Below are 21,681 nucleotides of genomic sequence, written 5' to 3' on the forward strand. Positions count from 1 at the left end.
TTTGCGCGCGTGAAGCTTAGATCGCGCCGCGCTGGCGCAGCAGTTCCAGCACTTGCTTGACGCTGTCTTCCAGCGACAACGCCTGGGTGTCGATCACCAGGTCCGCATTCAACGGTACGTCATACGGGAACGACTCACCCGGGATGTTATCGCCGCCCGCCGCGTACAAACCTTGCGGATCACGCTCGGCACACACCAGCGGCGAAGCCTGCACGTACACGGTCAGCAAACGATCACCGCCGATCAGCGCCTTGGCCTGTTCACGCCCTTCAGCATCCGGGGCAACAAACGCCGCCAACGTCAGCAAGCCGGCTTCGTTGAACTGACGCGCCACGTGCGCGGCACGACGCCAGTTCTCGGTACGCCCGGCACGGTCCTGCGGCAAGCCCTTGTTCAGGTCGTGGCGCAGGTTCTGGCCGTCCAGCACAAACACCGCACGGCCCATGTCGAACAGCTTGCGTTCAACCGCGTAGGCCAGGGTGCTTTTGCCGGCGCCCGACAAGCCGCTGAACAACACGGTCGCCGGTTGCTGGCCGAAGCGCTGGGCGCGTTCTTCGGTGGCCACGTGAGCCAGTTTGCCGTGCTGCGCCGCGCTGCCATGGGTCACCGGCGGCGCGATGATCATGCCCGCAGCCACGGTGCCGTTGGTCAAACGGTCGATGACGATGAACGAACCGGTGGTGCGGTTGCTCGCGTAACCGTCCAGGGCGATGACCGTGTCGAGGCTGACCTTGACCCGGCCAATCTCGTTCAACTGCAAGGCGCTCGCCGGGCCTTCTTCCAGGGTGTTCACATCCACGCGATGCACAATGCTGGTGATGGAACCCGGCACGTAGCTGGTGGCGCGCTTGATGTCGTATTTCTTGCCCGGCAGCATCGGTTCTTCAGCCATCCACACCAGCATGGCGTCGAAAGCATCGGTCACTTGCGGCACATTGTCGGCATGCACCAGCAGGTCGCCACGGGAGATGTCGATTTCGTCTTCCATGGTCAGGGTCACGGCCTGGCCGGGACCTGCGTTTTCCAGTTCACCTTCAAAGGTGACGATGGATTTGACGCGGCTGCTCTTGCCCGACGGCAGCACCACGACTTCGTCGCCCTTGTGCACGATGCCGCTGGCCAGGGTGCCGGCAAAACCACGGAAGTTCAGGTTCGGACGGTTGACGTACTGCACCGGGAAACGCAGGTCGGTGTAGTTGCGGTCATTGGCGATCTCGACGGTCTCGAGGATCTCCATCAGCGACTGCCCGGTGTACCAGGGCGAACGCTCGCTCTTGTTCACCACGTTGTCGCCCTTGAGGGCCGACATCGGCACGAAGGCCAGGGTGCTCGGCTTGAACGCGATACCGTCGGCAAACTTCAGGTAATCAGCCTTGATCGACTCGAATACGCTTTGGTCAAAGCCATTGATGTCCATCTTGTTGACGGCCACCACGATGTGCTTGATGCCCAACAACGAGGCGATGAAGCTGTGGCGACGGGTCTGGGTCTGCACGCCGTAGCGGGCGTCGATCAGGATGATCGCCAGGTCACAGGTGGAGGCACCGGTGGCCATGTTGCGGGTGTACTGCTCATGGCCGGGGGTGTCGGCGATGATGAATTTGCGCTTGGCGGTGGAGAAGTAGCGGTAGGCAACGTCGATGGTGATGCCCTGCTCACGCTCGGCCTGCAGGCCGTCGACCAGCAACGCCAGGTCGATGTCGTCACCGGTGGTGCCGGATTTTTTCGAATCGCGGGTGATGGCTTCCAGGTGATCTTCATAGATCATCTTGGAGTCGTGCAGCAGGCGCCCGATCAGGGTGCTCTTGCCGTCGTCGACGTTGCCACAGGTCAGGAAGCGCAACATTTCCTTGCGCTCGTGCTGGCCCAGGTAGGCGAGGATGTCCTCGCTGATCAAATCAGATTGATGCGACATGACAGCCCCTTAGAAATAGCCTTGACGTTTTTTATCTTCCATCGAGCCTGCACCATCGTGGTCGATGACACGGCCCTGGCGCTCGGAAGTTCGCGTCAGGAGCATTTCCTGAATGATGTCCGTCAGCGTCTCGGCTTCGGACTCCACCGCGCCCGTCAACGGGTAGCAGCCAAGGGTACGGAAACGTACTTTCTTTTTGACGATTCGGGCTTTGTCTTCGTCGGACAGGTGCTCGAGGATGCGGTCGTCGTCGATCATGATCAACGTGCCGTTCTTCTCGATCACTTCGCGTTCGGCGGCGAAGTACAGCGGGACAATCGGGATTCCTTCCAGGTAGATGTACTGCCAGATGTCCAGCTCGGTCCAGTTGGACAGCGGGAACACACGGATCGACTCGCCTTTGTTGACGTTGCCGTTGTAGACGTTCCACAGCTCCGGGCGCTGGTTTTTCGGGTCCCAGCGGTGCTTGCTGTCGCGGAACGAGTACACGCGCTCTTTGGCACGGGATTTCTCTTCATCGCGACGGGCACCGCCGAATGCAGCATCGAAACCATACTTGTCGAGCGCCTGTTTCAGGCCCTCGGTCTTCATGATGTCAGTGTGCTTGGCGCTGCCGTGGGTGAACGGGTTGATGCCCTGCGCCACCCCGTCCGGGTTGACGTGAGTGATCAACTCAAGACCAAGCTCTTCGACCATCTTGTCGCGGAACTTGTACATCTCCTGGAATTTCCAGCGGGTGTCGACGTGCATCACCGGAAACGGCAGCTTGCCCGGAAAAAAGGCCTTGCGTGCCAGGTGCAGCATCACGGCGGAGTCTTTACCGATCGAGTAGAGCATCACCGGGTTATCGAACTCGGCGGCGACCTCGCGGATGATGTGGATGCTTTCCGCCTCCAGCTGTTTCAGATGCGTCAGTTTGTCGACCATGGTTACTCACGGAAAAACGATCTTATGGACGGCCAGCGGGCCGTGTTCGAGCGGGGCATGCTAGCACAGCGCCTGATTCTATTGAGGGGGCTGGCTAGATCGAAACGGTATATCAATATACCGCTGGGTTTGGCTCGACTCGATCAAATGTGGGAGCGGGCTTGCTCGCGAATGCGGTGTGTCAGTCAATGCATATGGCGACTGATGCACCGCATTCGCGAGCAAGCCCGCTCCCACATGTGTCCGGTGGTGTTCGTCAGATCGGGTTTGGGCAATCGATGAAGAGGTGTTCGAGGGCGAAGCGTCGCGCCAGGTAATCACCCAACGCCTGTACACCATACCGCTCGGTGGCGTGGTGCCCGGCCGCGATAAAGCTGATGTCGTTTTCCCGGGCGCTGTGGAAGGTCTGCTCCGAGGCTTCGCCGCTCAGGTACAGGTCAACCCCGGCGAGCACCGCCTGGTCGATATAGCCCTGGCCGCCACCGGTGCACCAGCCCACGCGGCGAATCATCTCGCTGCCTTCGATCAGCAGCGGCTCGCGGCCCATGGCTTCCTGCACGCGGCGGGCAAAATCACGGGGCGACGCCGGCTCGGCCAGGGAGCCCACCAGGCCGACGACCTTGAGGTTGTCCGGGTCCAGCGGGCCTTCGACGGTGATGTCCAGTTGCCGGGCCAGTTGCACGTTGTTGCCGACCTCAGGGTGCAGGTCCAGCGGCAAGTGATAGGCCAGCAGGCTGATGTCGTGCTTGAGCAGGGTTTTCAGGCGGCGCTGCTTCATGCCGGTGATGCACGGGCTTTCGCCTTTCCAGAAATAACCGTGGTGCACCAGCACCAGGTCGGCCTGGGCTTCGACCGCCGCGTCCAGCAATGCCTGGCTGGCGGTCACGCCGCTGACGATGCGCAGCACTTGCGGACGGCCCTCGACCTGCAGGCCGTTGGGGCAGTAATCGGCGATTTTGGCACTATTAAGGTAGCGGTCCGCTTCCTCGACTAAGGTGCTCAGGGCAACGGCCATAAAAGACTCCTAAATATCCCGTTCAGAGGCGCTCACGGCCTCGTATAATGCGCGACATTATGGGCGCTCTCCCGCCCCCTGCAACCTGTCAGGATTTTTCTTAATGCTCAAGGCACTGCGTTTTTTTGGATGGCCATTGTTGGCTGGCGTGCTGATCGCGATGCTGATTATTCAGCGTTATCCACAACTGGTCGGCCTGCCGACCCTTGATGTCAACCTGCAACAGGCACCGCAAACCAGCGCGGTGGTACAAGGCCCGGTGACTTACGCCGATGCGGTGGTGATCGCCGCCCCCGCCGTAGTCAACCTGTACACCACCAAGGTCATCAACAAACCGGCGCACCCGCTGTTTGAAGACCCACAGTTTCGTCGCTATTTCGGCGACAACTCGCCCAAGCAGCGGCGCATGGAATCCAGCCTCGGCTCCGGCGTGATCATGAGCCCGGAAGGCTACATCCTCACCAACAACCACGTGACCACCGGCGCCGACCAGATTGTGGTGGCCCTGCGTGATGGCCGGGAAACCCTGGCCCGCGTGGTCGGCAGCGACCCGGAAACCGACCTCGCGGTGCTGAAAATCGATTTGAAAGGCCTGCCCTCGATCACCATCGGGCGCTCCGAAGGGCTGCGCGTAGGTGACGTGGCGCTGGCCATCGGCAACCCCTTCGGCGTCGGCCAGACCGTGACCATGGGCATCATCAGCGCCACCGGGCGTAACCAGTTGGGCCTCAACAGCTACGAAGACTTCATCCAGACCGACGCGGCGATCAACCCGGGCAACTCCGGCGGCGCGCTGGTGGATGCCAACGGCAACCTGACCGGCATCAACACCGCGATCTTCTCCAAGTCCGGCGGCTCCCAGGGCATCGGTTTCGCGATTCCGGTGAAGCTGGCCACTGAAGTGATGAAGTCGATCATCGAGCATGGCCAGGTGATTCGTGGCTGGCTGGGGATTGAAGTCCAGCCGCTGACCAAGGAACTGGCCGAGTCGTTTGGCCTGACCGGGCGCCCTGGCATCGTGGTCGCCGGGATCTTCCGCGACGGCCCGGCGCAGAAAGCCGGCCTGCAACTGGGGGATGTGATCCTCAGCATCGACGGCGAGCCGGCCGGGGATGGTCGCAAGTCGATGAACCAGGTGGCGCGGATCAAACCCACCGACAAGGTGGCGATCCAGGTGATGCGCAATGGCAAGGAAATCAAGCTGTCGGCGGAAATCGGCCTGCGTCCGCCGCCTGCACCGGTGAAAGAAGAGGAATAACGGCTTCGGGAGCCCGCTCGCGGGCTCCTGTTACCTAATATTTCAAAAGAAATTCATTCTCATTAGTCATGTTATATTGTTTCAATATCGCTATTGGAACGCTCTATCATGCCGTCTCGAAGATTTGCCCCGCTGGCGGGAATCGCCCTGGGTTTGCTGGTGGACCCGGCCTACGCCGAAGACACCGCCCCCGTTGAACTGGAAGCCACCCGCATCACCAGCGAGGCGTACGAATCAGCCACCGGCCCGGTCAAGGGCTATCGCGCCACCCGCTCCGCCAGCGCCACAAAAACCGACACCGCCTTGCGGGATATCCCACAGTCCATCAGCGTGATTCCCGCTTCGGTACTCAACGACCTGGGCAGCACCAACGTCGAGCGTGCCCTTGAGTTTGCCGGCGGCGTGTCCAAACAGAACAACTTCGGCGGCCTGACGCTCTACGAATACAGCGTTCGCGGCTTCACCACGTCAGAGTTTTACGTGGACGGTTTCAGCGCCAACCGCGGTTACCCGAGCACGCCGGACGCGGCGAATATCGAGCGCATCGAGGTGCTCAAGGGCCCCGCCGCCAGCCTGTATGGCCGTGGTGACCCAGGCGGCACGGTGAATATCGTCAGCAAAAAGCCGCAGCCCGAGGCCTTCACCACACTGCAGACCAGCGCCGGCAGTTGGGACCGCTACCGCACCGCGCTGGACGTGAACACGCCGCTGGACAGCGAGGGCAACGTGTTATCGCGGGTCAACCTGGCGGTGGAAGACAACCACAGCTTCCGCAACCACGTTGAGGCCAAACGGGTCTTCGTCGCGCCCTCCATCAGTTGGCAACTGGACCCGGACACACACCTGCTGGTGGAAAGTGAATTCGTGCGTCACCGCTCCACTTTCGACCGCGGCATCGTCGCGCCCAACAACCGCTGGAGCGGCGTCTCCCGCTCGACCTTTCTCGGCGAGCCCGACGACGGCGATATCCGCAACCACAACAACCGCCTGCAAGCCAGCCTCGAACATCACCTCAACGATGCCTGGCAACTGCGCCTGGCCAGCCATTACAAACAAGGCAGCCTGTGGGGCAACGCCTCGGAAAACCGCGCGCTGGATGCCGATGGCCACACCCTCAGCCGCCGCTACCGCGAGCGCTCCACCGGTTGGCATGACAGCATCACCCAGCTCGAACTGCGCGGTCGGTTCGACATCGGCAGTTGGCAGCACGAATTGCTGATCGGCACCGAGTACGAGGACTACCGCAAGAAAGAACGGGTGACCGCCATCGCCGGCGGCGATTACGCCATCGACATCTATGACCCGGTCTATGGCCAGCCCAAACCGAACGGCAAGCGCTCCGGCACTGACTTTTTCGAACAGGTGAAAAGCCAGGCGCTGAACCTGCAAGACCAGATCATCTTCACCAACCGCCTGCGGGGGATGATCGGCGCGCGGTTCGAACACTTCGAGCAGCGCACCGACGACTTCAGCCGCAACCATGCCAAAAGCCGGCAGACCCACGACGCCCTGACCCAACGCGCCGGCCTGCTCTACCAACTGACGCCTGAAGTGGGCCTGTTCGCCAACGCCTCCACCTCGTTCAAACCCAACAATGGCCTGGACGCCGGCGGCAAATCCTTCAAGCCGGAAGAAGGCGTGGGGTATGAAATCGGGATCAAGAGCGAGCTGTTCGACGACCGCCTGAGCACCACCCTCGCCGCCTTCCATATCGAGAAAGAAAATGTCCTGGCCCTGGACCCGGCTACCGACACACAGCGCGCCATGGGCAAGGCCCGCAGCCAGGGTTTTGACCTGCAACTGACCGGCCAGGTGACTGACGCCGTACGGATGATCGGCGCCTTTGCCTACATCGACGCCGAAGTGACCAAAGGCGACAAAGCCATCCCCACCGGCAGCCGGATTCTCGGCGTAGCCAAACGCAGCGGCAGCTTGCTCGGGGTGTATGAATTCCAGGACGGCCTGTTGCGTGGCTCCGACCTCGGCGCGGCCTTTACCTACGTCGGCGACCGCTCCGGTGAAGCCGGGGGCCGCTTTGAATTACCGGCCTACCACACCGTCGATTTACTGGCCCATTACAAGGCCAGCGACAACGTCACCGTGGGCCTGAACCTCAACAACCTGTTCGATGAAAAGTACTACGAGCGCTCCTACAGCAACTACTGGGTCAATCCCGGCGAGCCGCGCAACTTCACCGTCAGCCTGACCCTCAACCTGTAAAAGGACGTCACCATGCAAGCCTTCAAATCCCTGGCCGTGCTCGGCCTGCTGTTTGCCACCCAAGTCTCGGCCCACGGACTGTGGACCGAACAACGGCGCGGCAATATCGAAGTGATCTACGGCCACGGCGCCGAAGACAACGCGTTCAAGGCGCAGAAAATCAGCGGCGCCTGGGCCTACGACGCCAGCGGCAAAATGATCCCGGTGACCGTGGAACGTCTGCCCGACCATGCGCGCCTGAAGCCGCTCAAATCGCCGGCTGTACTGGCGGTCGCCCTGGATAACGGGATGTGGTCACAGACGCCTGACAAGAAGTGGATCAACGAGGGCCGCAGCAAGGTGCCGGGGGCGATTGAGTCGACCCAGACCTTCAAGTACAGCCTGGCGATCTACCAGCCGGGGGCGAAGTTGCCGAAGCTGGATCAGATCAAACTGCTGATCTTGCCGGAAGTTGATCCGCTGACGGTCGGCCCGGGTAAATCACTGCCGGTACGGGTGCTGCTGGATGGCAAGCCGGCGGCTGGGGTCAAGCTGATCGGAGACTATCGCAACGCACCGAACACCCTGAGCACCGAGACCGATAAAGACGGTCGCGCCCGGGTGCTGGTGAGAAATGAAGGATTGAATGTGATTGCGGCGCAGGTGGAAATCCAGCTCAAAGACAATGCTGATGTCGCGACTCGCGGACTGTTCAGTTCCCTGACTTTCCTGGGCGAGCCGCATCACGAGTAACCCCGCAAATCCAAAGTGGGCACAGTCAATGTGGGAGCGGGCTTGCTCGCGAAAGCGGTGTTTCAGTCGCCATCTTCATTAACTGACCCACCGTCTTCGCGAGCAAGCCCGCTCCCACATTCAGTCCTCACTCGGCTTGATTACAGCGCGACCGGCGCTCTTTCCAGTTCCCTGAGCTTTCAGGGCGAGCCGCATCACGAGTAACCCCGCAAATCCAGAGTGGGCACAGTCAATGTGGGAGCGGGCTTGCTCGCGAAAGCGGTGTTTCAGTCGCTATCTTCATTAACTGACCCACCGTCTTCGCGAGCAAGCCCGCTCCCACATTTAGTCCTCACTCGGCTTGATTACAGTGCAACCGGCGCTCTTTCCAGTTCCCTGAGCTTTCAGGGCGAGCCGCATCACGAGTAACCCCGCAAATCCAGAGTGGGCACAGTCAATGTGGGAGCGGGCTTGCTCGCGAAAGCGGTGTTTCAGTCGCCATCTTCATTAACTGACCCACCGTCTTCGCGAGCAAGCCCGCTCCCACATTTAGTCCTCACTCGGCTTGATTACAGTACAACCGGCGCTCTTTCCAGTTCCCTGACCTTCCTGGGCGAGCCGCATCACGAGTAACACCGCAAATCCAAAGTGGGCACAGTCAATGTGGGAGCGGGCTTGCTCGCGAAGGCGGTGGGTCAGTCGCTATCTTCATTAACTGACCCGCCGTAATTCGCGAGCAAGCCCGCTCCCACATTCAGTCCTCACTCGGCTTGATTACAGTGCCACCGGCGCTCTTTCACACAGGGTATTGAGCGCCGCCGCCCACTGCGGGTCATCATTCAGGCACGGCACCAACACCAACTCTTCGCCCCCCGCCTCGCGGAATTGCTCCAGGCCGCGATCACCAATTTCCTCCAGTGTCTCGATGCAGTCCGCAACAAACGCCGGGCACATCACCAGTAGCTTCTTCACGCCCTGTTGAGCCAACGCTTCAAGGCGTGCCTCGGTGTACGGTTCGATCCACTTGGCCCGGCCCAGCCGCGACTGGAACGCCACCGACCATTTGCCATCCGGCAAGCCAAGGCGCTCGGCAAAATCCCGCGCAACGCTGAAACACTGCGCGCGATAGCACGTGGCAAGCACCTCGGGAGAGGCGTTCTGGCAGCAGTTGGCGCCCTTGAAGCAGTGTTGCCCCGTAGGGTCGAGCTTTTTCAGGTGGCGCTCGGGCAACCCATGAAAGCTCAGCAGGAGGTGATCGAAATCCGTTTCCACATAGGCTCTGGCGCTGTTGGCCAAGGCATCCAGGTACTCCGGTTCATCGTAGAACGGCTGCAGAATCGAAAACTCGATCGCCAGCTTTTTGTGCCGCACCACGCGCCGGGCCTCTTCGATTACCGTGGTCACGGTGCTGTCGGCAAACTGCGGGTACAACGGCGCCAGGGTCACTTTCTGGATGCCTTGGGACGCCAGCCGGGTCAGTACGCTTTCAATCGACGGCTCGCCATAGCGCATGGCCAACTCCACCGGCCCCTGGGTCCACTGTGCAGTCATCTGTTGTTGCAAGCGACGGCTAAGAACTACCAGCGGCGAGCCTTCGTCCCACCAGATCGAGGCGTAGGCATGGGCCGATTGCTCCGGGCGCTTGATCAGGATCAGCGACACCAGCAAACGCCGAACCGGCCATGGCAGGTCAATGACGTAAGGGTCCATCAGGAACTGATTGAGGTAGCTGCGCACATCCGCCACCGAAGTGGACGCCGGTGAACCCAGGTTGACCAGTAACAACGCGTGATCCGTCATGCAACATCCTATCTCTAGAGGCGGCTGGACAAGTCGTCCAGGGCCGCATGCAACTCAGTGAACTGGAAAGTGAAACCGGCCGCCAACAGCCGCTGCGGCAAAGCCCGCTGGCCACCCAGCAACAAACCGGACAACTCGCCCAGGCCGATACGCAAGGCAAACGCCGGCATGGGCATGAACGCCGGGCGGTGCAGCACCTTGCCCAGGGTCTTGGCGAACTCCAGGTTGCGTACCGGGTGTGGCGCGCAGGCATTATAAGGACCGCTGGCATCGGTCTTGTGCAGAAGAAAATCAATCAGGGCGATTTGATCCTTTATATGGACCCATGGCATCCACTGCCGACCATTGCCGATAGGCCCGCCCAGCGCCAGTTTGAACGGCAGCAACAGCCGCGACAAAAAGCCGCCCTCCGCCGCCAGCACCAGCCCGGTACGCACCAGCACCACGCGGATGCCCAATGCCTCGGCACGCTGGGCGGTTTCTTCCCAGGCAATGGAGAGCTGGCTGCCGAAATCGTCCTGCACCGGACCGCTGTCTTCGGTCAGCTCGCGCTCACCGCCGTCGCCGTACCAGCCCACCGCGGAACCGGAGATCAACACCGCCGGTTTGTGCTCAAGGTCCTCAAGCCAGGCCAGCAGGGTTTCGGTGAGGCCGATACGGCTGCTCCACAACAGCGCCTTGCGTTTATGCGTCCAGGGCCGGTCGGCAATCGGCGCGCCGGCCAGGTTGACCACCGCGTCCACCGCCTCGTTTATGTCCTGCAGGCGGGCGACGCCACGCACCTGGGCGCCGCACAATTTAGCCACTTGTTCGGGATGGCGGCTCCAGACCGTGAGGCGATGGCCCTGGGCAAGCCAGTATTGGCAAAGTTGACGGCCGATCAAACCGGTACCGCCGGTCAGCAAAATGTGCATGAGTTGTTCCTCGTGTAACGTTCGCCGACCACCGTTAGTCTATTTTATAAACAGGGATGTTTTAATCGGGCGCAACGCTGGTTAAACCTTCAGGTTTAACCATAGGTCACGCCAAACGATCAGGTACGCCAAAACTTATACCAAAAAACAATATTGTACAGCTATTGGTGTCGGCGTAGTCTGTACCCAACGGTAAAACGAGGCCTCCCATGACTGTTCCCATCGCGATCATTGGCACCGGCATCGCCGGTCTCTCCGCCGCCCGAGCGTTGAAAGACGCGGGGCACGTTGTACAACTCTTCGATAAAAGCCGCGGCAGTGGCGGTCGCATGTCCAGCAAGCGCAGCGATGCGGGCTTGCTGGACATGGGCGCACAGTACTTCACCGCCCGCGACCGGCGCTTCGTCAACGAGGTGCAACGCTGGCAGGCCAATGGTTGCGCCGAGCAATGGAAGCCACAGCTGTACAACTTCAAGTCCGGCCAACTGACGCCCTCCCCCGATGAACAGATCCGCTGGGTCGGCACGCCGCGCATGAGTGCGATCACCCGCGCCCTGCTCGATGACTTGCCGGTGCAGTTCGGTTGCCGCATCACCGAAGTGTTCCAGGGTAAACATCACTGGAACCTGCTGGACGCCGACGGCGAAAGCCACGGCCCGTTCAGCCACGTGATCATCGCCACCCCGGCGCCCCAGGCCACTGCCTTGCTGGCCGCTGCGCCCAAGCTGGCGAGTGTCGCCGCCGGGGTCAAGATGGACCCGACCTGGGCCATTGCCCTGGCCTTCGACAAGCCGCTGGATACGCCCATGGAAGGCTGCTTCGTCCAGGACAGCCCGCTGGACTGGCTGGCGCGCAACCGCAGCAAACCGGGGCGCGACACCACCCTCGACACCTGGGTTTTGCACGCCACCAGCACCTGGAGCAAGCAACACCTGGACCTGTCCAAGGAAGCCGTGATCGAACACCTGCACGGCGCCTTCGCCGAACTGCTGCACAGCGCCATGCCGGCGCCTTCCTTCACCCTCGCCCACCGCTGGCTGTACGCGCGGCCGTCCACCAGCCATGAATTTGGCGTGCTGGCCGACGCCGACCTGGGCCTGTATGTATGTGGCGACTGGTGCCTGTCAGGCCGCGTGGAAGGTGCGTGGCTCAGCGGCCAGGAGGCGGCGCGGCGGTTGATCGAGCACCTGCGATGAACCGCATCAATCCCGCCAAGTTGCTGCTGTCGAAGTGGACAGCAGCCCGCCCGCAGCACAAGGAAAAACATTTTCTGGTGACCAAACTGCTGCGTGATGACGAAGGCGATGTGCAGGAAATCGAGCTGGAAGCCGTGATGAGCCATCGCGTGCAGCGCCTGGCCTGGCAAACCCTGCAGAACGCCGAAGACTGGAAAATCGGCTGGAAATAGCCATTCCGCAAATACCTGTACAAATTATTTGACTTGTACAGCTTCAAACCTATGATGAGATTAAGTTGTACAGAAATTTAACCCTGTACAGGAATTTCATCGAGGTTTGGCCATGTCCAGCACCCTGCCCGCCACCGGCAAACCGAAAATCGCCATCAGCGCCTGCCTGTTGGGCGAGAACGTGCGCTTCAACGGCGGGCATAAACAATCCCAGCTGTGTAGCCAGACCCTGGCCGATTATTTCGACTTCGTGCCGCTGTGTCCTGAAGTCGCCATTGGCCTGGGCATTCCCCGCGAGCCGATTCGCCTGGTGGGCGACCCGCTCAATCCCCAGGCCGTTGGCACCGTAAACCGCGAACTTAACGTGACCCAGCCGCTGGACGATTACGGCCAGCAAATGGCTGCTGAACACACCGACCTCTGCGGTTACATCTTCATGCAGAAATCCCCGTCCTGCGGCCTGGAACGGGTCAAGGTCTATCAGGACAACGGCATGCCCATCGACGGCGGCGGGCGCGGCATCTACGCCCAGGCGTTTTGTGCGCGCCACCCCAACCTGCCGGTGGAAGAAGACGGTCGGCTGAATGACCCGGTGCTGCGGGAAAACTTCCTGACCCGGGTGTTCGTCTACGCCACCTGGCAGCAACTGCTCGCCGAAGGCCTGACCCGTCACCGCCTGCTGGAATTTCACTCGCGCTACAAATACCTGCTGATGGCCCACAGCCCGGTGCATTACAAAAGCCTCGGCAACCTGCTGGGCAGCATGCCCAGGGACGTCGACCTCGACGCCTTGGCCGCCGGCTACTTCAGCGAACTGATGAGCGCCCTGTCCCAGTGCGCCACACGCGGCACCCACACCAACGTGCTGCAACACATCAGCGGCTACCTCAAACAAGCCATCAGCGCCGAAGACAAACAGGAAATGCAGACCATCATCAGCCAATACCGCCAGGGCATCGTGCCGCTGGTGGTACCGCTGACGCTGCTCAAGCACCACTTTCGCCAGCATCCGGACCGCTATATCGCGCAGCAGGCCTACCTGCAACCGCACCCGGAAAACCTCAGCCTGCGTAATGCGATTTAACCTATGACTTTTCCCCTGCAAGAACCTGGCGAAGACATCGCCGAGGCCATCGAACAAGGCTGGCTGCCGATCCGCGAAGTGGCGCGCCAGACCGGCGTCAACGCCGTGACCTTGCGCGCCTGGGAGCGGCGCTACGGCCTGATCGTGCCCCAGCGCACGCCCAAGGGGCACCGCCTGTTCAGTGCCGAGCACGTGCAACGCATCCATACCATCCTGACCTGGCTCAACCGCGGTGTGCCGGTCAGCCAGGTCAAGAGCCTGATCGACACCGCGCAAGCCACCAGCGAGCCGCCGGTGGAAAACGAATGGCACAACCGCCGCCAGCACCTGGTGCAGGCCATCAGCGAACTGGCCGAGCGCCGGGTGGATGATGCCTTCAACCAGGCCATGGCGCTGTACCCGCCGCGCACCTTGTGCGAGCAACTGTTATTGCCGTTGCTCAAGGAGCTCGAGCTGCGCTGGCAAGGCCAGTTCGGCGCGCAGATGGAACGGGTGTTTTTCTATTCCTGGCTGCGCAGCAAATTCGGTGCGCGGATGTATCACAACAACCGCCAGCTCAACGGCGCCCCCCTGTTGCTGATCAACCATTCCGACCTGCCGCTGGAGCCGCACCTGTGGCTCACCGCCTGGCTCGCCAGCAGCGCCGATTGCCCGGTGGAAGTTTTCGACTGGCCATTGCCGGTGGGCGAACTGGCCCTGGCCGTCGAGCATCTGCAACCCCGCGCGGTACTGCTGTATTCGAGCAAGGCACTCCATACCTCGGTGCTGGGCAAACTGTTGAGCGGCTTCAGTTGCCCAAAACTGATAACCGGACCAACGGTATGCATCCACCAGGCGGAGCTGTCCGTATTAACCCAAGAGATTCCTGAATTGCTCCTGGCCGAAGACCCGTTGTCGGCCCATCAGGTACTGATCCAGCGTGGACTTATTTAAATGCACTTGATCTGGCTGCGCACCGACCTGCGCCTACATGACAACACCGCCCTCGCCGCCGCCGCACAGCGTGGCCCGACAGCGGCCGTCTACCTGATCAGCCCCGGGCAATGGCTGGCCCACGATGACGCGCCGTGCAAGGTCGATTTCTGGCTGCGCAACCTGCAGCGCTTGAGCTCAGCGCTGGGCGAGTTGAACATTCCGTTATTGATCCGCCATGCCGACACTTGGGATCAAGCACCTGAAGTTTTGGCAGGCCTGTGCCAGGAACTGTCGGTGGAGTCGGTGCACGTCAATGACGAATACGGCATCCACGAAGAGCGCCGCGACGCCGCCGTGGCCAAGGCCCTCGAAGCTCAAGGCATCACGTTCCACACCTATCTGGACCAGTTGTTTTTCCAGCCCGGCAGCGTGCTGACCAAGACCGGCACCTACTTCCAGGTGTTCAGCCAGTTCCGCAAGGTCTGCTACAGCCGCCTGCATGGCGCCTTGCCGCGTTTGGTCGCCACGCCCAAGGCGCAGGCGCAGCTCACACTCAAAAGCGACGAGGTTCCGGATCACGTCGAGGGCTTCGCTACCCCGAGCGAAGCCTTGCGCGCCCTGTGGCCTGCCGGCGAAGCCGAAGCCCGGCGCCGTCTCGACCAGTTCGCCGACGCACAAATCAGCTACTACAAGGACGAACGCGACTTCCCGGCCAAGCCCGGTACCAGCCAGCTTTCGGCCTACCTTGCAGCGGGCGTGGTTTCACCGCGCCAGTGCCTGCATGCCGCGCTGCAAAGCAACCAGGGTGAATTCGAAAGCGGCGACATCGGCGCGATTACCTGGATCAACGAGCTGCTGTGGCGCGAGTTCTACAAACATATTCTGGTGGGCTACCCACGGGTCTCGCGCCACCGCGCATTCCGCCCAGAGACCGAAGCCGTGGCCTGGCGCAACAGCCCGGAAGACTTGAAAGCGTGGCAGGAAGCACGCACCGGCCTGCCGATCATCGACGCCGCCATGCGCCAGCTGCTGGAAACCGGCTGGATGCACAATCGCCTGCGCATGGTGGTAGCGATGTTCCTGACCAAAAACCTGCTGATCGACTGGCGCGAAGGCGAGCGCTTTTTCATGCGTCACCTGATCGATGGCGACCTCGCGGCGAACAACGGTGGCTGGCAGTGGAGCTCGTCCACCGGCACCGACTCGGCCCCGTACTTCCGGATTTTCAGCCCCTTGAGCCAATCGGAAAAATTCGACGGCGAAGGTGTGTTTATCAAGCACTGGCTGCCACAGTTGTCGGCGCTGAACAAAAAGGAAGTGCACAACCCCGACGCCGTGGGCGGCCTGTTTGGTGTGGCCGACTATCCTCGTCCTATCGTCGATTTGAAAAAATCCCGCGAGCGCGCCCTCGCCGCTTTCCGCAGCCTGCCTTCACGCCAGGCGGTCGGAGGTGCTTATGAGTGATTTCCTGCGCCGCTTCGCCCAGGTGTTCGCCAGTGTGGACAAGCACAACCTGCACCTGCTCGACGGCCTGTACAGCCAGGACATCAGTTTCACCGACCCACTGCACGAGGTGCACGGGCTACCGGCGTTGCACCGCTACTTCGCCGAGCTGTACGACAACGTCACTCAGTTGCGCTTTGACTTCCATGGCTTTGATCAAGTAGCGGAAGGCGAAGGCTATCTGCGCTGGAAAATGAGCTTCTGCCACCCGCGCCTGGCCAAGGGCGAAGTGATTCGTGTGGAAGGCTGCTCGCACCTGCTGTGGCGCGACAAGGTGTATCGCCACCGGGATTATTTTGACGCTGGACAGTTGCTGTATGAACACGTGCCGGTCCTTGGCGGTGTGGTCAGCTGGCTGAAAAGGAGAATGGGATGAGCCTTAACCTTCCACGTCGTTACTGGTTGACCGGTGCCAGCAGTGGCATCGGGGCCGAACTGGCGAAGACGCTGCTCGAAAGCGGTGCCCATGTGGCCCTCAGTTCCCGCTCCAAGGCGCCCCTGGAACAGCTTGCCCAGCAATACCCCGGGCAAGTGCTGGTGGTGGCCGGCGACCTGACCAACAGCCAGACCGTGCGCGAGATCGGTGAACACATAGCGGTGGCCTGGGGTTCGCTGGATACGGTGATCCTGAATGCCGGCACCTGCGAATACGTGGATGCAAGGCAGTTCGACGCCTCGATCATCGAGCACGTGGTGCGCACCAACCTGCTGGCCAGCAGTTACTGCATCGAGGCCGCGCTGCCGCTGTTGCGTGCCGGTCATACACCGCACCTGGTCGGTGTGGCCAGTGCGGTGACCTACCTGCCGATGCCTAGGGCGGAAGCCTATGGTGCGTCGAAGGCGGGCCTGCGTTACCTGTTCGAGTCCCTGCGTATCGACCTGTCGCCTGAAGGGATCGACGTCACCGTGGTCAGCCCGGGGTTTGTCGACACGCCGCTGACCGCCCGCAATGACTTCCCGATGCCCCTGAGCTGGCCGGCAGACAAGGCCGCGCGACATATCTTCGCCAAGCTGCAGAGCCGCCCATTGGAAATTGCCTTCCCTGCCCTGTTTATTGCCGCCTTGTGGCCACTGTCGAAACTGCCGAACCGCGTCCAGTTGATCATTGGCAAACGCATGCTGCGCAGCCCGCCGCCGAGAAAGGACGACCTGTGAAGATCGCCATTATCGGCAGCGGCATTGCCGGGCTGACCAGCGCCTACCTGCTCAGTCGCCGCCACGACATCACCCTGTTCGAAGCGGGCGACCGCATCGGCGGGCACACTCACACGGTGAATGTCACGGTGGAAGGCAAAAGCCATGCGGTGGACACCGGCTTTATCGTGTTCAACGACTGGACCTATCCCAACTTCATCAAGCTGCTGGGGCAAATTGGCGTGACGTACAAACCCACCGAGATGAGCTTTTCGGTGTGCGACCCGAACGCCGGGTTCGAGTACAACGGCAACAACCTCAACAGCCTGTTTGCCCAGCGCCGGAATATTCTGTCGCCGGGGTTCTGGGGCATGTTGCGCGATATCCTGCGCTTCAACCGCCAGGCGCCGCTGGACCTGCAAGAGCAACGCATCAGCGCCGAGATGACCCTGGGCGAGTATCTGCAAGCGGGCGGCTACGGCCAGCGTTTTATCCAGCACTACATCGTGCCGATGGGCGCGGCGATCTGGTCGATGTCCCTGGCCGACATGCTCGGGTTTCCCCTGCAATTCTTCGTGCGGTTCTTCAAGAACCATGGTTTGTTGTCGGTGAGCAACCGGCCGCAGTGGTGCGTGATCGAAGGCGGTTCCAGCCGCTATATCGAACCGCTGACCCAGTCCTTCCGCGAAAATATCCGCCTCAATTGCCCGGTCACCCGGGTTGAGCGCTCAGCCATCGGCGCAGTTATCCACAGCGCCGCCGGCAGCGAGGCATTCGACAAGGTGGTGTTCGCCTGCCACAGCGACCAGGCTCTGGCCTTGCTGGGGGATGCGAGCCTGGCCGAGCAACAGATCCTTGGCGCCCTGCCCTACGCCGACAATGACGTCGTCCTGCACACCGATACCCGTCTGCTGCCCGAGCGCAAACTGGCCTGGGCCAGCTGGAATTACCGCCTGGATGGCCGCGCGCAAAAACAGGCGGCGGTGACCTACGACATGAACATCCTGCAGGGCATCGACAGCACCACCACCTTTTGCGTGAGCCTCAATCAAACGGCGCTGATCAACCCGCTCAAAGTCCTCGCCCGCTACACCTACGCCCACCCGCAATACAGCCTGGCCGCCGTGGCCGCCCAAGCGCGCTGGGAAGAACTGCACGGCACGCAGCACACCTATTATTGCGGCGCCTACTGGGCCAACGGTTTCCACGAAGACGGCGTGGTCAGCGCATTGCGCGTGGCCAAGGCGTTCGGGGAAATCCTGTGAACAGCGCCCTGTACAGTGGCTGGATCGCCCATCGGCGGTTTACGCCAAAGGGCCATGCCTTCCGCTACCGGATCGGCCTGCTGTACCTGGACCTCAGCGAACAGGACGAAGTGTTCGGCTTGTCGCCATTGGCGGGCGAGCGCTGGGCGCCGTTCGCGTTTCGCCAGCAGGATTACCTGCGTGAATTTACCCGTCACGGCATGAGCTTGACCGATGCCGTACGCCAAGAAGTCGGCAAGGCCCTGGGGCGCATCCCCTCGGGCGTTATCTGCCTGCTGACCCAGGCCCGCAGTTGGGGCCTGGCCTTTAACCCGGTGAGTTTCTTCTACTGCTTCGAGGCCGACGGAACGCTGGCCGCGATCCTTTGTGAAGTGACCAACACCCCGTGGCGCGAGCGCTATCACTACGTGCTGCCGGCCCAGGCGCTGCCTGCCGGTGAGCATCAGCACTTCGCCGTGGCCAAGGCGTTTCATGTGTCGCCGTTCTTGCCCCGGGACCTGGAATACCGCATGAGCTTCAGCCCGCCCGCCGCCAGGCTCGGCGTGCATATGGCCGACTGGCAGGGCGAACTGAAAGTCTTCGACGCCACCTTGAGCCTGCAACGCGAAGCCCTGAACCGCGCCAGCCTGCACCGCTACCTGTGGCGCTTCCCGTGGATGACCGCCAAGACCTGCCTGGCCATTTATTGGCAGGCCTTGCGCCTCTTGCTTAAACGCACGCCGATTTTTTCCCATCACGCCGCCGAAGGCGCTTCTCGCACCGCAGTCGGTTACACCAAGGATCGCCGCCATGAAATCCCCTAGCTTATCGGTCAAATCCAACCGCTTGAACGTCAACGGCATGACCGCCGCGCTGCTGCGCAAAGCCGTGCTGCGCCAGCTCGGCCAACTGCGCCACGGCCAGTTGGTGGTGATCGAGGACGGCGAACGGCAAGTCTTCGGCGCACGGGAAGCGCACCTGCTGGGGGAGATCCAGATCCTCGATTCAGCCGTGTGGGGGCTGGTGGCGGCCAACGGCTCCATCGGCGCCGGCGAGGCATTTATCCATGGTTACTGGAGCAGCCCGGACCTGACCGCCGTGGTACGAGTGATGGTCAGTAACCTCGACGTGCTGGATGCGCTGGAAGGTGGCCTGGCCAAACTGGCGCGGCCCTTCACCCAGGGCCTGCACTGGCTCAACCGCAATACGCGCAAGGGCTCGCAGAAAAACATTGCCGCCCACTACGACCTGGGCAACGACCTGTTCGAGGAGTTCCTCGACCCGACCATGATGTATTCGGCCGCGCAGTTCCTCACCGCTGACGACACCCTGGAACAGGCGCAGTTGAACAAGCTGGAACGCATCTGCCAGAAGCTCGCGCTGAAACCGTCCGACCACCTGCTGGAAATCGGCACCGGCTGGGGCAGCATGGCGATTTATGCCGCGCAGCAGTACGGCTGCAAGGTCACCACTACGACCCTGTCCAAAGAGCAGTTTGCCTACACTGAAAAACGCATCGAGGCCCTGGGTTTGCAGAATCAGGTGACGTTGCTGCTGGAGGACTACCGCGACCTGACCGGGCAGTACGACAAGCTGGTGTCGATCGAGATGATCGAAGCCGTGGGCCACCGCTTCCTGCCGACCTATTTCAAACAGTGCGCGCAGTTGCTCAAGAGCAACGGCCTGATGTTGCTGCAAGCGATCACCATTCGCGAGCAGCGCTACGAACAAGCCAAGAGCAGCGTGGATTTTATCCAGCGCTATATCTTCCCCGGCGGCGCCCTGCCCTGTGTACAGAAGATGCTGGAGGTCGTCAGCCGCGACACTGACATGAACCTGCTGCACATGGAGGACTTCGGCCTGCACTACGCGCGAACCCTGCGCATGTGGCATGAGAACTTTCGCCGCGCCCACAGCCGCCTGACGGAAATGGGCTACGACGAATACTTCCTGCGGCTGTGGGAGTTTTACCTGTGCTACTGCGAAGGCGGCTTTATGGAGCGCACCATCGGCACCGCGCAGATGCTGCTGGCCAAGCCGGCGGCGCTGACCCAGCCACTGCTCGGGCGCTTTGATGCTTAAACCACTGGCAAATGCCGTGCTGTTCCAGTGCGGCTGGTTTGCCTGTGTGCTGGGCGGCGACAGTCTGTGGCTGTTGGTGGGGTTGGCGGTGCTGGTAATCCATCTGCTGTGGATAAGTTCGTGGTCAGCGGAAGGCCAGGTGATTCTTGCCGTCACCTTGTTGGGCACCGTGATCGACACCGTGCTACGAGCATTCGGCGTGTTTCATTTCAGCCTGCCCGGACCGTTGGCACCATGGTGGCTGATCCTGTTGTGGGCATTGCTGGCGACCACGCTGCGCCATTGCCTGGCCTGGAGCGCGCAGCCCTGGTGGCGTGCGAGTTTGTTGGGGGCGGTGGGCGGGCCGTTGTCCTATTACGCGGGCAGCCAACTGGCCGGGGTGAGTTTCGGCTATGGCACCGTGCCGACCGTCATCGGCCTGGCGTTACTCTGGGGGATGATTTTTCCGTTGTTGCATTGGGTTGCCAGGCAGTTGGCACATTGACGTCCGTCAGGCCTTTCACACACCTATGAGCCGCTTGCCTTACACTGCGCGCCTATGACCAACATCCCCCATACCCAAATCGCCGAACCTGCCGTCACCTGCTCCACCTGCGCCGCGTGCTGCTGCCAGCTGGAAGTCATGCTGATCACTGATACCGGCGTGCCCGATCGCTTTATCGATACCGACGATTGGGGCGGCGAAGTCATGCTGCGCCTGGATGACGGCTGGTGCGCGGCGCTGGATCGCGACACGATGATGTGCACGATTTACGAGAAGCGGCCGCTGATCTGCCGGGAATTCGAGATGGGCGCGCCGGAGTGCATCGATGAGCGCCAGGGGATTGCGACGGTGTATCGCTGATTTCGGAACCAATGAGTAGCAAATGTGGGAGCGGGCTTGCTCGCGAAAGCGGTGTGTCAGTCAACTGATTCGTGGCTGATATACCGCTTTCGCGAGCAAGCCCGCTCCCACAATGGTTTTGCAGTGTGCTTAAAAAACTACAACGGCAGCGTGTAGTGCAGCGAATAACTCTCTACACCATCATTATTGCTGCTGATCCCGGCATTGGAGTAATGGGTGGCCCGAATCCCCACTTCACTGCCACCGACAAAGCGCAAGCCAAAGCCCAGCCGGTCTTCAAACTGGAAAGCCTGGCCGATATTGTTGTCTTCTACCCGCGTGCGGGAGAACACGGCCACACCCACGCCGGCCTCGATGTACGGCTTCACCCTCTCCCCGGCAAACTCATACACAAACACGGGTGAGAACGACAGGCTGCTGACGCTGGCCCGCTTGTCACCGTCCCAGTAGGTGTAGGCGCCGCTCCAGTACCCGGTCACGCGCCCCGTATCGGTCTGCCACCAGCTTTTATCCCAGTCCGAGGTCAGCCCCAACCGATAGGTCATGGTCGAATCGCTCGTACTTCCCACCCCAAGTTCCAGGCCTGCCGCCTGTGCGGAAAAAGAGTGCCCCAACATTGCGGCCGCAATCGCAGCCAAACAGAACAAGCGCTTCATAGAGAAACATCCCTTCCGAACGAAGTTGTATGATTTTGTACCGGCTAACTT

21 protein-coding genes are annotated in these 21,681 nt (G+C 61.4%); 15 read left to right on the forward strand and 6 right to left on the reverse strand.

The window, feature by feature from the left end:
• Nucleotides 1-16 precede the first annotated feature (16 nt).
• The 3 genes from cysN to HX824_RS27915 all read right to left on the reverse strand — a co-directional run bounded on the left by cysN (nt 17) and on the right by HX824_RS27915 (nt 3,857).
• On the reverse strand, nt 17-1,915 hold the full coding sequence (gene cysN / locus HX824_RS27905) for a sulfate adenylyltransferase subunit CysN (protein WP_008432291.1): 1,899 nt from the start codon (nt 1,913-1,915) through the stop codon (nt 17-19).
• Nucleotides 1,916-1,924: 9 nt separating this feature from the next.
• Nucleotides 1,925-2,842 (reverse strand): sulfate adenylyltransferase subunit CysD, encoded by a 918-nt coding sequence (cysD, locus tag HX824_RS27910; RefSeq protein ID WP_003208447.1) that lies wholly within the window; start codon nt 2,840-2,842, stop codon nt 1,925-1,927.
• A gap of 256 nt (nt 2,843-3,098) precedes the next feature.
• Nucleotides 3,099-3,857, reverse strand: coding sequence for a Nif3-like dinuclear metal center hexameric protein (locus HX824_RS27915; protein WP_003208444.1), 759 nt, complete (start codon nt 3,855-3,857; stop codon nt 3,099-3,101).
• Between the two features lie 103 nt (nt 3,858-3,960).
• On the opposite strand from HX824_RS27915, the gene algW reads away from it, so the two are divergent.
• The 3 genes from algW (at nt 3,961) to HX824_RS27930 (ending at nt 8,067) form a co-directional block, all read left to right on the forward strand.
• A complete protein-coding gene (algW, locus tag HX824_RS27920) occupies nt 3,961-5,115 on the forward strand; it encodes a Do family serine endopeptidase AlgW (RefSeq protein ID WP_003208442.1) in 1,155 nt (384 codons plus the stop codon).
• Nucleotides 5,116-5,223: 108 nt separating this feature from the next.
• Complete coding sequence (locus HX824_RS27925; protein WP_177055659.1) at nt 5,224-7,335, forward strand: TonB-dependent siderophore receptor; 2,112 nt, start codon at nt 5,224-5,226, stop codon at nt 7,333-7,335.
• A gap of 12 nt (nt 7,336-7,347) precedes the next feature.
• On the forward strand, nt 7,348-8,067 hold the full coding sequence (locus HX824_RS27930) for a DUF4198 domain-containing protein (RefSeq protein ID WP_177020541.1): 720 nt from the start codon (nt 7,348-7,350) through the stop codon (nt 8,065-8,067).
• Nucleotides 8,068-8,820: 753 nt separating this feature from the next.
• On the opposite strand, the gene hemH is transcribed toward HX824_RS27930, so the two are convergent.
• Together hemH and HX824_RS27940 are read right to left on the reverse strand one after the other, a co-directional pair.
• Nucleotides 8,821-9,846, reverse strand: coding sequence for a ferrochelatase (gene hemH, locus HX824_RS27935; RefSeq protein WP_177055661.1), 1,026 nt, complete (start codon nt 9,844-9,846; stop codon nt 8,821-8,823).
• Nucleotides 9,847-9,860: 14 nt separating this feature from the next.
• Nucleotides 9,861-10,760, reverse strand: coding sequence for a TIGR01777 family oxidoreductase (locus HX824_RS27940; RefSeq protein ID WP_177036370.1), 900 nt, complete (start codon nt 10,758-10,760; stop codon nt 9,861-9,863).
• A gap of 209 nt (nt 10,761-10,969) precedes the next feature.
• On the opposite strand from HX824_RS27940, the gene HX824_RS27945 reads away from it, so the two are divergent.
• The 12 genes from HX824_RS27945 (at nt 10,970) to HX824_RS28000 (ending at nt 20,974) form a co-directional block, all read left to right on the forward strand.
• Entirely contained in the window at nt 10,970-11,956 is a 987-nt protein-coding gene (locus HX824_RS27945; RefSeq protein WP_177055663.1) for an NAD(P)/FAD-dependent oxidoreductase, read from the forward strand.
• Entirely contained in the window at nt 11,953-12,168 is a 216-nt protein-coding gene (locus HX824_RS27950; RefSeq protein WP_003208432.1) for a TIGR02450 family Trp-rich protein, read from the forward strand. The genes HX824_RS27945 and HX824_RS27950 overlap by 4 nt, the downstream gene beginning before the upstream one ends.
• 112 nt (nt 12,169-12,280) lie before the next feature.
• The gene (locus HX824_RS27955; protein ID WP_256347057.1) at nt 12,281-13,252 is read left to right on the forward strand and encodes a DUF523 and DUF1722 domain-containing protein; all 972 of its coding nucleotides are present in this window, start codon (nt 12,281-12,283) and stop codon (nt 13,250-13,252) included.
• Nucleotides 13,253-13,255: 3 nt separating this feature from the next.
• Nucleotides 13,256-14,185, forward strand: a complete 930-nt coding sequence (locus tag HX824_RS27960; RefSeq protein WP_008432286.1) for a MerR family transcriptional regulator — start codon at nt 13,256-13,258, stop codon at nt 14,183-14,185.
• The gene (phrB, locus tag HX824_RS27965) at nt 14,186-15,631 is read left to right on the forward strand and encodes a deoxyribodipyrimidine photo-lyase (protein WP_177055665.1); all 1,446 of its coding nucleotides are present in this window, start codon (nt 14,186-14,188) and stop codon (nt 15,629-15,631) included.
• Entirely contained in the window at nt 15,624-16,046 is a 423-nt protein-coding gene (locus HX824_RS27970) for a nuclear transport factor 2 family protein (RefSeq protein ID WP_003208426.1), read from the forward strand. Before phrB ends, HX824_RS27970 begins: the two co-directional genes overlap by 8 nt.
• On the forward strand, nt 16,043-16,825 hold the full coding sequence (locus HX824_RS27975; protein WP_177029275.1) for an SDR family oxidoreductase: 783 nt from the start codon (nt 16,043-16,045) through the stop codon (nt 16,823-16,825). Before HX824_RS27970 ends, HX824_RS27975 begins: the two co-directional genes overlap by 4 nt.
• Nucleotides 16,822-18,069, forward strand: a complete 1,248-nt coding sequence (locus HX824_RS27980) for an NAD(P)/FAD-dependent oxidoreductase (protein WP_134325746.1) — start codon at nt 16,822-16,824, stop codon at nt 18,067-18,069. Before HX824_RS27975 ends, HX824_RS27980 begins: the two co-directional genes overlap by 4 nt.
• A complete protein-coding gene (locus HX824_RS27985) occupies nt 18,066-18,872 on the forward strand; it encodes a DUF1365 domain-containing protein (protein WP_003208422.1) in 807 nt (268 codons plus the stop codon). Before HX824_RS27980 ends, HX824_RS27985 begins: the two co-directional genes overlap by 4 nt.
• Nucleotides 18,859-20,130, forward strand: coding sequence for a cyclopropane-fatty-acyl-phospholipid synthase family protein (locus HX824_RS27990; protein ID WP_003208420.1), 1,272 nt, complete (start codon nt 18,859-18,861; stop codon nt 20,128-20,130). Before HX824_RS27985 ends, HX824_RS27990 begins: the two co-directional genes overlap by 14 nt.
• Entirely contained in the window at nt 20,123-20,614 is a 492-nt protein-coding gene (locus HX824_RS27995; RefSeq protein WP_008432274.1) for a DUF2878 domain-containing protein, read from the forward strand. The genes HX824_RS27990 and HX824_RS27995 overlap by 8 nt, the downstream gene beginning before the upstream one ends.
• Before the next feature lie 54 nt (nt 20,615-20,668).
• Entirely contained in the window at nt 20,669-20,974 is a 306-nt protein-coding gene (locus HX824_RS28000) for a YkgJ family cysteine cluster protein (protein WP_003208416.1), read from the forward strand.
• A gap of 137 nt (nt 20,975-21,111) precedes the next feature.
• On the opposite strand, the gene HX824_RS28005 is transcribed toward HX824_RS28000, so the two are convergent.
• Nucleotides 21,112-21,630, reverse strand: coding sequence for an acyloxyacyl hydrolase (locus HX824_RS28005; RefSeq protein WP_003208415.1), 519 nt, complete (start codon nt 21,628-21,630; stop codon nt 21,112-21,114).
• Nucleotides 21,631-21,681: the final 51 nt, after the last annotated feature.

The organism is Pseudomonas sp. D4002, from assembly GCF_013385665.1.
Classification (GTDB): domain Bacteria; phylum Pseudomonadota; class Gammaproteobacteria; order Pseudomonadales; family Pseudomonadaceae; genus Aquipseudomonas.

What these genes read in the sequence shown, in the direction of transcription:
- cysN (WP_008432291.1), bottom strand. Translation starts at nt 1,915, where the DNA reads ATGTCGCATCAATCTGATTTGATCAGCGAGGACATCCTCGCCTACCTG.
- cysD (WP_003208447.1), bottom strand. Translation starts at nt 2,842, where the DNA reads ATGGTCGACAAACTGACGCATCTGAAACAGCTGGAGGCGGAAAGCATC.
- HX824_RS27915 (WP_003208444.1), bottom strand. Translation starts at nt 3,857, where the DNA reads ATGGCCGTTGCCCTGAGCACCTTAGTCGAGGAAGCGGACCGCTACCTT.
- algW (WP_003208442.1), top strand. Translation starts at nt 3,961, where the DNA reads ATGCTCAAGGCACTGCGTTTTTTTGGATGGCCATTGTTGGCTGGCGTG.
- HX824_RS27925 (WP_177055659.1), top strand. Translation starts at nt 5,224, where the DNA reads ATGCCGTCTCGAAGATTTGCCCCGCTGGCGGGAATCGCCCTGGGTTTG.
- HX824_RS27930 (WP_177020541.1), top strand. Translation starts at nt 7,348, where the DNA reads ATGCAAGCCTTCAAATCCCTGGCCGTGCTCGGCCTGCTGTTTGCCACC.
- hemH (WP_177055661.1), bottom strand. Translation starts at nt 9,846, where the DNA reads ATGACGGATCACGCGTTGTTACTGGTCAACCTGGGTTCACCGGCGTCC.
- HX824_RS27940 (WP_177036370.1), bottom strand. Translation starts at nt 10,760, where the DNA reads ATGCACATTTTGCTGACCGGCGGTACCGGTTTGATCGGCCGTCAACTT.
- HX824_RS27945 (WP_177055663.1), top strand. Translation starts at nt 10,970, where the DNA reads ATGACTGTTCCCATCGCGATCATTGGCACCGGCATCGCCGGTCTCTCC.
- HX824_RS27950 (WP_003208432.1), top strand. Translation starts at nt 11,953, where the DNA reads ATGAACCGCATCAATCCCGCCAAGTTGCTGCTGTCGAAGTGGACAGCA.
- HX824_RS27955 (WP_256347057.1), top strand. Translation starts at nt 12,281, where the DNA reads ATGTCCAGCACCCTGCCCGCCACCGGCAAACCGAAAATCGCCATCAGC.
- HX824_RS27960 (WP_008432286.1), top strand. Translation starts at nt 13,256, where the DNA reads ATGACTTTTCCCCTGCAAGAACCTGGCGAAGACATCGCCGAGGCCATC.
- phrB (WP_177055665.1), top strand. Translation starts at nt 14,186, where the DNA reads ATGCACTTGATCTGGCTGCGCACCGACCTGCGCCTACATGACAACACC.
- HX824_RS27970 (WP_003208426.1), top strand. Translation starts at nt 15,624, where the DNA reads ATGAGTGATTTCCTGCGCCGCTTCGCCCAGGTGTTCGCCAGTGTGGAC.
- HX824_RS27975 (WP_177029275.1), top strand. Translation starts at nt 16,043, where the DNA reads ATGAGCCTTAACCTTCCACGTCGTTACTGGTTGACCGGTGCCAGCAGT.
- HX824_RS27990 (WP_003208420.1), top strand. Translation starts at nt 18,859, where the DNA reads ATGAAATCCCCTAGCTTATCGGTCAAATCCAACCGCTTGAACGTCAAC.
- HX824_RS27995 (WP_008432274.1), top strand. Translation starts at nt 20,123, where the DNA reads ATGCTTAAACCACTGGCAAATGCCGTGCTGTTCCAGTGCGGCTGGTTT.
- HX824_RS28000 (WP_003208416.1), top strand. Translation starts at nt 20,669, where the DNA reads ATGACCAACATCCCCCATACCCAAATCGCCGAACCTGCCGTCACCTGC.
- HX824_RS28005 (WP_003208415.1), bottom strand. Translation starts at nt 21,630, where the DNA reads ATGAAGCGCTTGTTCTGTTTGGCTGCGATTGCGGCCGCAATGTTGGGG.